Annotated in this window: 10 protein-coding genes; 9 read left to right on the forward strand and 1 reads right to left on the reverse strand. The window is 77.0% G+C overall.

Going from position 1 to position 13,974, the window contains the following annotated elements; translation table 11 throughout:
* Window positions 1–37: 37 nt before the first annotated feature.
* From ACUW6W_RS09395 to ACUW6W_RS09430, 8 genes are all read left to right on the forward strand, one after another.
* Complete coding sequence (locus tag ACUW6W_RS09395) at window positions 38–496, forward strand: 23S rRNA (pseudouridine(1915)-N(3))-methyltransferase RlmH (RefSeq protein ID WP_186303259.1); 459 nt, start codon at window positions 38–40, stop codon at window positions 494–496.
* A complete protein-coding gene (locus ACUW6W_RS09400; RefSeq protein ID WP_454180144.1) occupies window positions 493–5,547 on the forward strand; it encodes an ATP-dependent helicase in 5,055 nt (1,684 codons plus the stop codon). The genes ACUW6W_RS09395 and ACUW6W_RS09400 overlap by 4 nt, the downstream gene beginning before the upstream one ends.
* A gap of 138 nt (window positions 5,548–5,685) precedes the next feature.
* Entirely contained in the window at window positions 5,686–6,198 is a 513-nt protein-coding gene (locus ACUW6W_RS09405; protein WP_454180145.1) for a VOC family protein, read from the forward strand.
* A 14-nt stretch (window positions 6,199–6,212) separates the two neighbouring features.
* On the forward strand, window positions 6,213–7,154 hold the full coding sequence (locus tag ACUW6W_RS09410; RefSeq protein WP_454180146.1) for a DNA-formamidopyrimidine glycosylase family protein: 942 nt from the start codon (window positions 6,213–6,215) through the stop codon (window positions 7,152–7,154).
* Window positions 7,155–7,230: 76 nt separating this feature from the next.
* A complete protein-coding gene (locus ACUW6W_RS09415; RefSeq protein WP_454180147.1) occupies window positions 7,231–8,481 on the forward strand; it encodes a glucose-1-phosphate adenylyltransferase family protein in 1,251 nt (416 codons plus the stop codon).
* Window positions 8,482–8,527: 46 nt separating this feature from the next.
* Entirely contained in the window at window positions 8,528–9,574 is a 1,047-nt protein-coding gene (locus ACUW6W_RS09420) for a pseudouridine synthase (protein WP_454180148.1), read from the forward strand.
* On the forward strand, window positions 9,571–10,176 hold the full coding sequence (locus ACUW6W_RS09425) for a DedA family protein (RefSeq protein WP_454180149.1): 606 nt from the start codon (window positions 9,571–9,573) through the stop codon (window positions 10,174–10,176). Before ACUW6W_RS09420 ends, ACUW6W_RS09425 begins: the two co-directional genes overlap by 4 nt.
* A 2-nt stretch (window positions 10,177–10,178) precedes the next feature.
* Window positions 10,179–12,374, forward strand: a complete 2,196-nt coding sequence (locus ACUW6W_RS09430) for a hypothetical protein (RefSeq protein ID WP_454180150.1) — start codon at window positions 10,179–10,181, stop codon at window positions 12,372–12,374.
* Between the two features lie 12 nt (window positions 12,375–12,386).
* Here the strand turns inward: ACUW6W_RS09430 and ACUW6W_RS09435 are convergent, their stop codons facing one another.
* The gene (locus ACUW6W_RS09435) at window positions 12,387–12,710 is read right to left on the reverse strand and encodes a hypothetical protein (RefSeq protein WP_036339857.1); all 324 of its coding nucleotides are present in this window, start codon (window positions 12,708–12,710) and stop codon (window positions 12,387–12,389) included.
* 125 nt (window positions 12,711–12,835) lie between these two features.
* On the opposite strand from ACUW6W_RS09435, the gene ACUW6W_RS09440 reads away from it, so the two are divergent.
* Window positions 12,836–13,963 (forward strand): NADH:flavin oxidoreductase/NADH oxidase, encoded by a 1,128-nt coding sequence (locus ACUW6W_RS09440; protein ID WP_073117197.1) that lies wholly within the window; start codon window positions 12,836–12,838, stop codon window positions 13,961–13,963.
* Window positions 13,964–13,974 lie beyond the last annotated feature (11 nt).

Genomic DNA, 13,974 nt, shown 5'->3' on the forward strand with positions numbered 1-13,974 from the left:
CCCGTACCGTGTCCGCGGCCGGTGCGATCATGGGGCCATGTCTGTTCGGGTGCTGGCCATCGGCAAGAAGCATGAGGCGTGGGTCGTCGACGGGATCGACCGCTACGAGCGGCGCCTCAAGAAGCCCTACGACCTCTCGTGGCGTCTGCTGCCGCACGCCGCGCGGCAGGAGGAGGCGGCGCGCACGGAGGAGTCGGACCGGATCCTGGGCGCGGTCGGCGCGGACGAGCACCTGATCCTGCTGGACGAGCGGGGGACGGCGTTCGACTCGCCGGGTCTGGCGCGGCACCTGCAGAGCCGGTTCGACGTCGGCGCCCCGGTGACGATGGTGATCGGAGGCGCGTACGGGGTGGACGCCCGGGTCCACGCCCGCGCGGACCGCGTCTGGTCCCTGTCCCCGCTCGTCTTCCCGCACCAGCTCGTGCGGCTGATCCTGGCGGAGCAGGTCTACCGAGCCCAGGAGATCTCCGCCGGCCGACCATACCACCACGCATGAGCGGGCCCGCGGAGACCGCAGCGGGCTCGGCCACGCCCGCGGCCGACGTCGTCCTGGGCCGGTTCACCGAGCCCACGCGCGCCTGGTTCACGGGCGCGTTCGAGGCCCCGACGCCGGCCCAGCTCGGCGCGTGGGACGCGATCTCCTCCGGGCGGCACGCACTGGTGATCGCGCCGACCGGCTCAGGCAAGACCCTCTCCTCCTTCCTCTGGGCGCTCGACTCGTTCGTGCGCGAGCCCGCCGCCGAGGGGACGGCGGCCACCCGCGTCCTCTACGTCTCGCCGCTGAAGGCGCTCGGCGTGGACGTGGAGCGGAACCTGCGGGCCCCGCTGGTGGGCATCACACAGACCGCCGCACACCAGGGCAGGCCCGTGCCGCGCGTCCGGGTGGGTGTGCGCTCCGGGGACACCCCGGCGGCCGAGCGACGGCGCCTGCAGCAGGATCCGCCGGACATCCTCATCACCACGCCCGAGTCGCTGTACCTCATGCTCACCTCGCAGGCCCGCGCGGCGCTGGCCGGGGTCCGCACGGTGATCGTGGACGAGGTGCACGCCGTGGCCGGGACCAAGCGCGGCGCCCACCTGGCCGTCTCCCTCGAACGCCTGGACACCCTGCTGGACACGCCGGTGCAGCGGATCGGCCTGTCCGCCACGGTCGAGCCGGCCGCCGAGGTGGCCCGGTTCCTCGGCGGCACGCAGCCGGTGACGGTGGTGCGGCCCGCCTCGGCCAAGCGCTGGGACCTGACGGTCACGGTGCCGGTGCCGGACCTGACAGACCTCTCCTCCCCCGCCGCCGCCCACGACCTGGGCCCCGGCTCCTCGACGGGCGGGCTCGGCGACGAGGGCGCGGTGACGGGCGGGTCCATCTGGCCGCACGTCGAGGAGCGGATCGTGGACCTGGTGGCCGAGCGGCGCTCCACACTCGTGTTCGCCAACTCCCGGCGCCTGGCCGAGCGCCTCACCGGCCGCCTCAACGAGATCTGGGAGGCCCGCGCCGAGGCGGCCGCCGCAGCCGAGCACCCGGACGCCGTCCCCGGCTTCCGCACACCGGACCCGACCGGCTTCCACGGACCCGCCCAGGTGGCCGGGCAGACCGGCACCGGATCGGGCACCGTCTCCGACTTCGCCCGCGCCCACCACGGCTCCGTGTCCAAGGAGCAGCGCGCCATCGTGGAGGACGCCCTGAAGACCGGCCAGATCCGCTGCGTCGTGGCCACGAGCTCGCTCGAGCTGGGCATCGACATGGGCGCGGTGGACCAGGTGATCCAGGTCGAGTCGCCGCCCTCGGTGGCCTCCGGTCTGCAGCGCGTGGGCCGCGCCGGCCACCAGGTGGGTGAGGTCTCCCGCGGCGTGTTCTTCCCCAAGCACCGGGGCGACCTCGTGGACACCGCCGTCGTGGCCGAGCGCATGACGGCCGGGCGCATCGAGTCGCTGCGGATCCCCGCCAACCCGCTGGACATCCTCGCCCAGCAGACCGTGGCCGCCGTCGCCGTCGCGGACCTGGACGCACAGGAGTGGTTCGACCTCGTGCGCCGGTCCGCGCCGTTCGCCACGCTGCCGTTCTCCGCCTACGAGTCCGTGCTCGACCTGCTGGCCGGCCGCTACCCCTCGGACGAGTTCGCCGAGCTGCGCCCGCGCATCCTGTGGGACCGGGAGAACGGCACGCTCGCCGCCCGCCCCGGCGCCCAGCGCCTGGCGGTCACCTCGGGCGGCACCATCCCGGACCGCGGCCTGTTCGGGGTGTTCCTGGCCTCCGACGGCGGCGCGGACGGCACCCCCGGCGGCGCGGCGGCCGGGGACACGGCCGAGTCGGCGGGCTCCGCGTCCGCGGGCTCGGCCCGCTCCGGCGGGCGCCGGGTCGGCGAGCTCGACGAGGAGATGGTCTACGAGTCCCGCGTGGGGGACGTCATCCTGCTGGGCGCCACGAGCTGGCGCATCGTGGACATCACCGCGGACCGCGTCCTGGTGCTGCCCGCCTACGGGCAGCCCGGCAAGCTCCCGTTCTGGCGGGGCGACGCCGCGGGCCGGCCGGCGGAGCTGGGCGACGCCGTCGGGCGCTTCCGCCGCGAGCTGGACGCGGACCCCGAGGCCGGCCGCACCCGCCTGGCCGCCGCGGGCCTGGACCCGTGGGCGCAGGACAACCTGCTGGCCTACCTGAAGGACCAGCGCGAGGCCACCGGGGTGCTGCCCACCGAGCAGACGCTCGTGGTGGAGCGGTTCACGGACGAGCTCGGCGACTGGCGCGTGGTGCTGCACTCCCCCTACGGCATGGCGGTGCACGCCCCGTGGGCGCTCGCGGTGGGGGCGCGGCTGGCGCAGCGGTACGGGCTGGAGACCGGCTCGGGCGCGGCGATGGCGGCCGACGACGGGATCGTGCTGCGCATCCCGCTGATGGACGCGGAGCCGCCGGGCGCGGAACTGTTCGAGTTCACGGCCGAGGAGCTGGACGAGATCGTCACGGCGGAAGTCGGCGGGTCCGCGCTGTTCGCGGCCCGGTTCCGGGAGAACGCGGCCCGGTCCCTGCTGCTGCCGCGCCGTGACCCCGGGCGGCGGACCCCCCTGTGGCAGCAGCGGCAGCGGTCCGCGCAGCTGCTGGACGTGGCGCGGAAGCACCCGCGGTTCCCCGTGATCCTGGAGACCGTGCGCGAGGTGCTCCAGGACGTCTACGACCTCCCGGCGCTCAAGGAGCTCGCGGGGCGGGTGTCCTCGCGGGCCGTCCGGCTCGTGGAGGTCACGACGACGGCGCCCTCGCCGTTCAGCCAGTCCATCCTGTTCGGCTACATCGCCCAGTTCATCTACGAGGGCGACTCCCCGCTGGCCGAGCGCCGCGCCGCCGCGCTCTCCCTCGACCCGGCACTGCTGTCCGAGCTGCTGGGCACGGAGGAGCTGCGCGAGCTGCTGGACGCCGGGGTCATCGCGGAGGTCGAGGCCCAGCTGCAGCGGCTCGCGCCCGACCGGCGCGCCCGCGGGGTCGAGGGCGTGGCGGACCTGCTGCGCCTGCTGGGCCCGCTGTCCGCGGCGGAGGCCGCGCGGCGCACCCGGGCCGAAGGGGAGACGGAGGAGGCCGCGGACGAGGCCGCCGTCGCCGGCATGCTGGCGGAGCTCGAGCGCGCCGGCCGCGCGTTCCGCCTGCGCCAGGACGGGGTCGAGCGGTTCGCCGCCGTCGAGGACGCCGCCCGCCTGCGGGACGCGCTCGGCACGCCGATCCCGCACGGAGTGCCCACCGCATTCCTCGACCCGGTCGACGACCCGCTCGGGGACCTCGTGGGCCGCTACGCCCGCACCCACGGCCCCTTCACCGCCGCCGAGGCGGGGGCCGCGCTGGGGCTGGGGGGCGCCGTCGTGCTCTCGGTGCTGCAGCGTCTGGCCACCGAGCGCCGCGTGAGCACGGGCGCGTTCCGGCCGGAGGGCACCCCCGGGGCCGCCGGCCTGGACGCCGAGTGGTGCGACGCCGAGGTGCTGCGGCGGATCCGCATGCGCTCCCTCGCCGCGCTGCGCGCCGAGGTCGAGCCGGTGGACCAGGCCGCGTACGCCCGGTTCCTCGCCGACTGGCAGCACCTGCGGCCGCGGACGGGGCGCGACGGGGCCTGGCGGCCGCCGGCCACGCTCGAGGGCGTGGACGGGGTGGCCACCGTCCTGGACCAGCTGGCCGGCACGCCCCTGCCCGCGAGCGCGTGGGAGTCCCTCGTGCTGCCCGCCCGTGTGCGGGACTACGCCCCCGCCCTGCTCGACGAGCTGCTGGCCACGGGCGAGTACGTGTGGTCGGGCGTCGGGGAGGCCGCCGGCAACGACGGTTGGGTGGCCCTGCACCCCGCCGACGCCGTGGACCTCACGCTGCGCCTGCCCGAGCCCGCCGAGGCGACGCCGGCCGACGCCGCCCTGCGCGCGGCCGTGCTGGAGGTGCTCGCCGGCGGTGGGGCCTGGTTCTTCCCGCAGCTCGTGGAGCGGGTGCGGGCGGCGCAGGCGGCGGGCGACGACGGCGACGCGGGTGGCGCAGGCGGGGCGGGCGGGCCCGACCCGCACCGCGACCCGGCCGACCTGGCCCGCGGCCCCGCGGTGCTGGGCGCGCTGTGGGGCCTGGTGTGGGACGGCCGGGTCGGCAACGACACGTTCGCCCCCGTCCGCGGCCTGCTCTCGCTCGGCAAGACCGCGCACCGCACCGGGCGGCAGACGCCGCGGGCCCGCACCGCGCGGACGGGCGGGGCCGCGGGGGCGGCGGCCGGGCGCGGGCTCGGCGGACGGCTGGCCGGGGTGCGCGGGCGTGGCCGGTACGCGGGGCTCGCCTCGCCCGAGGGCGGCGCCCGGGGCTCGGCCGGTCTCACGGCGGGGACCGTCGGGCTCTCGGCCGCCGAGCAGGCCCGCTCGGCCGGCCGCTGGTCCCTGCTGCCCGCCGCCGAGCAGGACCCCACGATCCGCGCCCACGCCACCGCCGAGCTGCTGCTGGACCGGTACGGCGTGATCACGCGCGGCTCCGTGGTGGCCGAGGAGGTCCCCGGCGGGTTCGCGGGGCAGTACCGGCTGCTCACCCGAATGGAGGACGCGGGCCAGGTGCGCCGCGGCCACTTCGTCGACGGGCTGGGCGGCGCGCAGTTCTCCACCGGCGCGGTGGTGGATCGGCTGCGCGGGTTCCAGCGGGACGAGGAGGACGCCGCCGTCGACGCCGCCCCGCTCGCCCTCGCCCTGGCCGCGACGGATCCGGCGAACCCCTACGGCGCCGCGCTGGACTGGCCGTCCGTGCCGGCCGGGCCGGACGGCGTCGTGCCCACGGGCCACCGCCCGGGCCGGAAGGCGGGCGCCGTCGTCGTGCTGATCGCGGGGCGGCTGGCCCTCTACATGGAGCGCGGCGGGCGCACGCTGCTCGCGTTCACGGAGGATCCGGGCGAGCTGCGGGCCGCGGCGGAGGCGCTCGTGTGGGCGCTGCGCACCGGCCGCACCGAGCGGCTGAGCCTGGAGAAGGTCAACGGCGGGCCCGTGCTCGGCACGCCGCTGGCCGAGGCGCTGCTGGCCGCGGGGTTCTACTCGAGCCCATCGGGCATCCGGTTCCGGAACTGAGAACTCGTGTCCGTCTGTCCGTCCGCAACGCGGGTTGAGTTGTCACGGGTCCCGCCGTCGAACACCCGCGACAACCCAACCCGCGTTGCCCGGGGTGGCCCTGTCGCGGAGGCGGGGCCCGGGGGGTAGGTTCGGCCCATGAGCATCGACGCCGCCCCGCCCGAGGACGTGGGCACCGCCCCCACGGGCACGTCCCCCGCCCCCGAGGCCCTCGAGGACTCCCTGCCGCATCCCTCAGACCCCTCCGTCACCCCGTTCCTCCTGTTCGAGGGTGACGCCGGTGCGGCCATGGACGCCTACCTCACCGCCTTCGTGGAATACCTGCCGGTCACCGAGGTCCGCCGGGACCTCTTCGACGATTCCTCCCCGCGCGGCGCCGAATGGGCGGGCAAGGTCCTGCACGGCGAGCTCGAGATCGCCGGCCAGCGGCTGCGGTTCTTCGACTCCTTCACCCCGCACGGGTTCACGTTCACCCCGGCCATCAGCCTGTTCGTCGAGCTGCCGGACGCCACCGCGGTGGACGCGATCCACGACGCGCTCCTCGCCGGCGGCGGCCGTGACTACATGCCGCCCGACGACTACGGCTTCTCCCGCCGCTTCGCGTGGGTCGGGGACCGCTTCGGCGTGACCTGGCAGCTCAACGCGGCCTGAGCCGGTGACGGCCCGTGCCTGAAGGCGACTCCCTCGTCCGCGTCGCGCACCGGCTCCGCCCCGTGCTCGAGGGCCGGGACCTGACGCACGCGGATCTGCGCGTGCCCCGCCACGCCACCGCGGACCTGACCGGCTGGACGGTGGCCGAGGTCCTGCCGCGCGCCAAGTACCTGCTGATGCGGCTGACCCCGCCCGCGGCCCGCCCCGGGGCCCGGCCGCTCACGCTCATCTCGCACCTGAAGATGGAGGGGCGCTGGCTCGTCTCGGCCGTCGACGCGCGGTGGGGCGCCCCCGCCTGGCAGGTGCGGGCGGTGCTGGAGACGGCGGAGCACCGCGTGCTCGGCGCCCAGCTGGGCCTGCTCACCCTCGTGCCCACCGCCGACGAGGCCGCCGTCCTCGGCCACCTCGGCCCCGACCTGCTGGACCCGGCCTGGGACACGCCCGACGACGGCGCCGCGCTGCTCGCCGAGGGCGTGCGGCGGCTCACGGCCCGGCCCGAGCGGCCGGTCGGCCTGGCCCTGCTCGACCAGCGGCTCGTCTCCGGGATCGGCAACATCTACCGCTGCGAGACCCTCCTGCTGGCCGGCATCGACCCGCACCGGCCGATCGGCGACGTCGAGGACGTCGCCGGACTCGTGCTGCTCGCCCGGGACCTGCTGCGCGCCAACGTCCCGCCCGCCGCCCCCGCCACGGGCGCCCGGCGCCGGACCACGGGCGTGCGTCCCAACCCGGGGCGGCCCTTCGGGGTCGAGGTGCTGGTCCCTGCCGGTCCGTCACCCGGCACGGCACCCGGCCGGACGCCCGGCGCGCGCGGCGGCGGGACGCCGTCGTACTGGGTCTACGGGCACGACCGCGCCCCGTGCCTGCGCTGCCGCGGCCCCGTCCGCCAGGAGGACTACGGCTCCCCCGAGGACGACGCGCGGCGGCTGTGGTGGTGCCCGCACTGCCAGGGCTGAACCGGACGCGCCCGAACGGTGGCCGCATGTCCTGCCCGCTCCCTATGCTGAACCCGCCCCGACCCGAGGAGGAGTCATGGCCGACCCGTTCCCGAAGGACCCGGAGGGCGCCGTCGTCGCGCTCGTGCTGGCCGGCGGCACCGGCGGCCGCCTCATGCCGCTCACCGCGGCCCGCGCCAAGCCGATGGTGCCGCTGGCGGGCCAGTACCGGCTGATCGACGTCGTCCTGTCCAACCTGGCCCACTCGCGCCTGCGGGACGTGTGGGTCGTGGAGCAGTACCGCCCCTTCACGCTCAACCAGCACCTGGCCGGCGGCCGGCCGTGGGATCTCGACGGCACCCGCCACGGCCTGCGGCTCCTGCCCCCCGCGCAGGGCCGCGCCGAGGAGGGCTTCGCCCGCGGCAACGGCCACGCGATCGCCCAGCAGCTGCCCCTGCTGGAGCAGTTCGGCGCCGAGACCGTCGTCGTGCTCTCCGCGGACCACCTGTACCAGCTGGACCTGCGCCCCGTGCTGGCCGAGCACACCCGCTCCGGCGCCGAGCTCACCGTGGTCACCACCGAGACGGACGAGGACCCCTCGCGCTTCGGCGTCGTGCAGGTGGACGACGACGGCGCCGTGACCGACTACGCCTACAAGCCGGAGGACCCGGCGGGCACGCTCGTGGCCACCGAGGTGTTCGTGTTCGACGTCGCCGCGCTCTCCGAGGTGGTCGGCGACCTCGTGGCGGGCGAGGACGAGGCGGCCACCAAGGACGAGGGCGAGACCGATGAGGACGGCGACCCCGTGGGCTCCTCCCTCGGCGACTACGGGGAGAGCATCATCCCGGCGTTCGTGGCGCGGGGACACGTGCGGGAGCACCGCCTCGTCGGGTACTGGCGGGACATCGGCACCCTGGACGCGTACGTCCGCGCCCACCGGGAGATCCTCGAGGGCACCGGCCTGGACGTCGCCGCCGAGGGCTGGCCGCTGATCACCAACCCCCACCAGGCGCCGCCGGCGTGGGTGGCCCCGGACGCCCGCGTCTCCGGCTCGCTGCTCAGCCCGGGCTGCCGGATCGAGGGCGAGGTGTCGGGCAGCGTGGTCGGCCCCGGGGTGGTCGTGGCGGCCGGCGCCACGGTGCGCGGCAGCCTCCTGCTCGGCGACTGCGTGGTCCCCGCGGGCGCGGTGCTGGACACCGTGGTGGTCGACGTCGGCGGGGCGGTCCCGGCGCGCGAGGTGACGGGGCGCGCCGCGCCGGCCGAGGAGGTCGTGGTGCTCACCCCGCAGCACCGGGGCCCGGCCGAGGACGAGACCACCGGCTCCGGCCGGCCCGGCCGGTCGGACTGAGCGGCGCCCGTCGGACGCAGCCGCACCGGGCTGGGAGGATGGACCCGTGGCCGTCCCCTCTCCCCTCCCCCCGCGCAACGGCGTCAACGCCACGCGCCTGCGCCTGCCCGCCGCCGGCTGGCCCACCGCGCAGGACTACGTGCTCCACCGGTTCGGTCACGTGGACCCGGACGGCATCCGCGCGCGCTTCGCCCGCGGCGAGGTCGTGGCGGCGGACGGCACCGCACTGACGCCGACGACACCGCTCGGCGTGCACGACGACCTCTGGTACTACCGGGACGTCCCCGACGAGGCCCCGCTGCCCGTGACGCACACGCTCCTGCACCGCGACGAGCACCTCGCGGTCATCCACAAACCCCACTTCCTGCCCACCACCCCGGGCGGCCGCTTCGTCCAGGAGACCGCGCTCGTGCGGCTGCGCAACGAGCTCGGCCTCGACGACCTCGTGCCCCTGCACCGGCTCGACCGGGCGACGGCCGGCGTCGTGATGTTCTCCGCGAACCCGGCCACCCGCGGCGCCTACCACCTGCTCTTCGAGCGGCGTGCCGTGGCCAAGACCTACGAGGCCGTGGCGCTCCTGCCGGACGCCCCCGACGACGCCGCCCACGGCCCCGGTGCCCCGGCCGACCCCGTCCTGGGGCGATTCCCGCTGACCGTGCGCAGCCGGATCCGCAAGGACAAGGGGATCCTGCGCTCCGTGGTGGAGGAGATCCCGCCGGCCGCCTCGGGACGCCGGGCGGGCGCGCCGGTGCGGACCCGGCGGTCGAACCGGCCCCACGCCGGGGCGAACGCGGAGTCCCGGGTGGAGCTGCTGGGCGTCGGCGTCTCCGCCGGGACGCTGGCGGGGCGGCGCGTGGCGCACCTGCGGCTCACCCCGCGCACGGGCCGCACCCACCAGCTGCGCATCCACCTGGCCGCCCTGGGCCTGGGCATCGCGTTCGACCCGTTCTACCCGGACCTGCTCGACCTCGCCCCGGACGACGTCACGCGTCCCCTGCAGCTGCTCTCCCGGTCGCTGCGCTTCACGGACCCGGTGACGGGCGAGGAGCGGGAGTTCACCTCCCCCGCCGAGCTGCAGGAGCGACCGCGGTGACGGGCGGGGACCCGGCCGCCCTGATGGACGCGCTCGGAGTGTGGTTCCACCCGCTCACCGCGCTGCTCGTGGCCCTGGACGCCCCGATCCCACCCGTCCCGTCGGAGGTGGTGGTCATCGGCTCGGGGGCGCTCGCGGCGGAGGGCCGGGTCTCCCCCGTGGCCGCGGTGCTGGCGGCGTGGCTGGGCTGCTGGGCCGGGGACGTCGGCCTCTACGCGCTGTTCCGCCACGGCCTCGCCGACCGCCTGGACCGCTGGGCGTGGTGGCGGCGGATCCACCGGGGGATCCGGACTCTGCTGGTGCGGGTGGGCCCGGCGGGCAGCCTGGCGGGGCTGTCCGTGCTGCGGTTCGTCTCGGGCGGACGGACGGCGTCGATGGCGGCGGCCGGGATCGGCGGGATCCGCTGGCCCGTGTTCCTGTGGCTGTCCGGGGCGGGCTCGCTTGCGTGGTCCGGGTCCATGGTGGGGCTCGGCTGGATCACCGGCCGGGCCACCGGCCTGCCGTGGTGGGCGTCCGCGGTGGTCGGCATGGTGTTCGGTACCCTTGCAGGGTTGATGATCGCGGGGATCATGGCCCACCGTCGCCGGGGCCGGAAGGGGTGAGCATGCAGGACGCGTCCTCCGAGTCCCGCGCCGCCCTCGAGCGCCTCCGGGACGCCTCGGCGCCCCGTCCCGACGACGACGCGACGCGTGCCCCCGCCGCGCGCCCCCGCCGCGCCCTGGCCGCGCCCGGGGAGATCTCCCGCCGCGATCTGCGCCGTCACGAGCGCGCCCTGCGCTCGGGCCGACCCGAGACCGCCGCCGAGCGCCGCGTGCGCGAGGACCGCCGCGCGGACGTGCACCGCGCCATGGACCGACTGCGCACCCCGGGCGCTCCCGCCCAGCAGCGCCCACGCCGCGACCTCAGCGAGATCCTGGACCGCCTCGGCAGCCCGGACCTCGCCCGTTTCACCGACCCACTCGTCGGCACGGTCGAACGCATCCTCCCCGCCCCGGGCCGGGACCCGGAGAAGGCCGCGGAGGCCGCACGCCGCCGCACCGCGGCCGAGGAGCGCCGGCGGGCCCGCCTCGACGAGGAGGCCCGCCGGGCCCAGGCCGCGCGGGTGGCCCGCCGCCGCCGCGAGGAGGAGAAGCAGCGCCGTCGGCGTGAAGCCGAGCGGCGCCGTCGGGTGGCGGCCGAGGAGAAGGCACGTGCCGCCGCCGAGGCGGAGGCCCGCCGCCGGGAGCGGGAGGAACGGCGCCGCCGGGAGGCGGAGGTCGCCGCCGAGCGCGCCCGCGTGCAGGCGGAGCGGCGGGCCCGCGAGGAGGCCGCGCTCGCGGAACGGGAGCGGCTCCGGCTCGAGGCGGAGGCGGAGGCGGAGCGCCGTCGGCAGGCGGCCGAGGCCGAACGCCGTCGCCTCGAGGCCGAACGCGTCGAGGCCGAGCGGCGCCGTCGGGCCGAGGAGGCCGAGCGGCGCCGTCGCGAGGCGGAGGAGGCCGCCCGCCTCGAGGCCGAGCGACGTCGTCGCCAGGCCGCACGCGTCCGCGCGTACACCGTGCTGCACGCCGAACGCGCCCTCGCCCAGGCCCGGCTCCTCGAGGACCGCGCCCGGGAGGCCGAGCGCCGTGCGGCGGAGGACGCCGCCCGCCGCCGTCGCGAGCACGAGGAGCGGGAGTCCCGCGCGCTGGCCCGGGCCGCGCGCGAGCTCGAGGGCCCCGAGGTCTTCCCGGCCGCCGCCGACCGGCCGCTGCTGTCCGACCCGGAGGAGCGGCTCACCGATGAGGAGCTCTTCGCCCGGGCCCGGGTGGCCCTGCCCGAGTGGCGGCGGCGGCAGCGGCTCTCCACGAAGGCGCAGGCCGTCCGGGCCGAGGCCACCGCCCACTCCTCGGCGGGGCCGGTCACGGGCGCCCTGCCCCTGATCCCCGGCTACACCCCCGCGCCGCCCGAGGAGCCGGCCGGCTCACCGACCGCTGCGGACCGACGCGGCCAGGCGCTGCTGACCGTCGTGTGGGCGCTGTTCGTGCTCTCCGGCGCGTGGGGCCTCGGTCTGGCCGGCCGCGTCCCGGGGCTCGGCGCCCTCGATGCCGGCGCGTACCCGCTCACCGCCGACGGCCGACACGGCCCCGGCGCGAGCGTGTTCGGGCTGTCCCCGCTGCACCCGGCGATCTGGCCGGTGCTGTGGCTGCTGACCGGCATGTACGTGCTGCGGCAGTGGGGGCGGGGCCAGGGCGCGTCGCCGCGGCACCGCCGCATCCGGGGCGCGATCGCGGGGGCCCTGCTGGCGCTGGCGCTGTGGTTCCCCCTGGCCGTCCTGGCCCCCGGGGGCTTCGACGTCGTCCCGTGGCTGCTCGCCCTGGTCCTCATGCTCCGTGTGGTCCGGCGGCTCGGCGCACGCCCGGCGGCCCGCCGCGTCGCACGGGTGGCCGAGGACGGCGCGCTCGGCGTGCTGCTGGGCACCCTCCTCGCCGGCGCACCCACCGCGGTGGGCGCCGCCCTCCACGCCTGGGGTGTGCACGTCGGCTGGTTCCCGACCGAGCTGCTCGCCCTGCTGGTGCTGGTGGCCCTGCTGCTGGCGGCCCTGCGCCTCGTGCTCGGGGGGCGCGGCCGCATGGGTGTGGCCCTGGGCATGGCCTGGACCCTGCTCTGCCTCGCCCTGCCCCGCCTGCTGCCCAGCCCGCTCGGGGCGCAGCAGAGCGTGTGGGTGGGTCTCGCGGCCGCCTTCGGGGCGCTGCTGCTGGTCACCGCCGCGGCCGTGCGCCGCTCCTGGGCCCGCCAGATCGAGCGCGACGCCGCCCGCCGGCCGCACCCGGCCGGCGCCTGAGCCCGGCCCCGTTCAGCGCCCGAGCCCAGCGGGCACCGGGACCCACCGGCCGCCGTCGCGCCGGAGCACGTCCAGCCGGCCCGTCACGGCGACGCCGGACACCGCCTCCGCCATCCGCCGCGCCACCTCGGCGGCCTCGGCGTCCTCGCCGGCCCGGTGCGAGCCGGGCACCGTGAAGCGCAGCACGATCCGCGGGACGCGCGCGACGACCTCGATGTCCTTGGCCGCGAGCACGTGCGTGGCCTGGACGGCGGCCTCGGCCAGGTCCATGACCTCTTCGGGCCGGTGGCCGGGCAGGAGGTCGCCGATCTGCAGGCGGGCGCGGTAGGAGGGCATGGGCCCAGGGTAGGGGTGGACGCAGCAGCGGTGACGACTTCTCTCGTCGCACGGGCCGGCCCGCCCTTCCGCCCGCGGCGGACGCGAGCCCTCCCGTGTCCGGACCCGCTCGTAGGGTGGGGTGCATGACTCAGACCGCCACCCCGCAGACCGACGCCCCCGCCGTGCCCGCGATCTTCGAACCGATTGAGATCAACGGCGTGCGCGTGCGCAACCGCCTGATCCTGCCGCCGATGTGCCAGTACTCGTGCGAGGCGCGCGACGGCGTCCCCCACGGCTGGCACTTCCAGCACCTGGGCGCCCGCGCGGCCGGCGGCTTCGGGATCGTGGTGGCCGAGGCCACCGCCGTCACCCCCGAGGGACGCATCTCCGCGTGGGACACCGGCCTGTGGAACGACGAGCAGCGGGACGCGTGGGCGCCGATCGCCGAGTTCATCGCCTCCCAGGGCGCCCTGCCCGCCATCCAGCTCGGTCACGCCGGCGCCAAGGCCTCGACCGTCCCCATGCACCCGGGCGCGCTCGCCGGGCAGCCGATCCTCGAGGGCCCCGACTCCTGGGAGACCCTCTCCCCCTCCGGCGTGGCCACCAACTCCATGGAGATCCGCACCCACGCGATGCGGGTGGACGAGATCCGGGAGACCGTCCAGGCCTTCGCCGACGCCGCCGAGCGCGCCGACCGTGCCGGCTTCGGCGCCGTGCAGCTGCACGCCGCCCACGGCTACCTCATCCACCAGTTCCTCTCGCCGCTGACCAACACCCGGACCGACGAGTACGGCGGGGACTTCGAGGGCCGCACCCGCTTCCTCAAGGAGGTCGTGGCGGCCGTGCGCGAGGTGTGGCCCGCGGACAAGGTCCTCGGCATCCGCATCTCCGGCTCGGACTGGGTCGAGGGCGGCTGGAGCATCGAGGAGACCGTCCGCCTGGCGCAGGAGCTGCAGGGGCAGGTGCACTGGTTCGACCTGTCCTCCGCGGGCATCGGGGACACCTACGAGGGCCCTCAGGGCCCGGGCTATCAGGTGCCGCTGGCCACCGCCGTGAAGGAGGGCACCGAGGGGATCGTGGTGTCCGCCGTCGGCTCGCTGACCGGCGCCGAGGAGGTCGCGGCCGTGGTGGACGAGGACCGCGCCGACGCCGTCTGCGTGGGCCGCGCCGCCCTGGCGAACCCGAACTGGCCGACCGCGGCCGCCCTCGCGCTCGACGTCCCCTCGGAGCAGGTGCCGATGGCCCGGCAGTACTTCCGAGCCAAGTGGTGAGCGGAACACCC

The sequence above is a fragment of the Micrococcus sp. 093350064-1 genome, assembly GCF_053627955.1.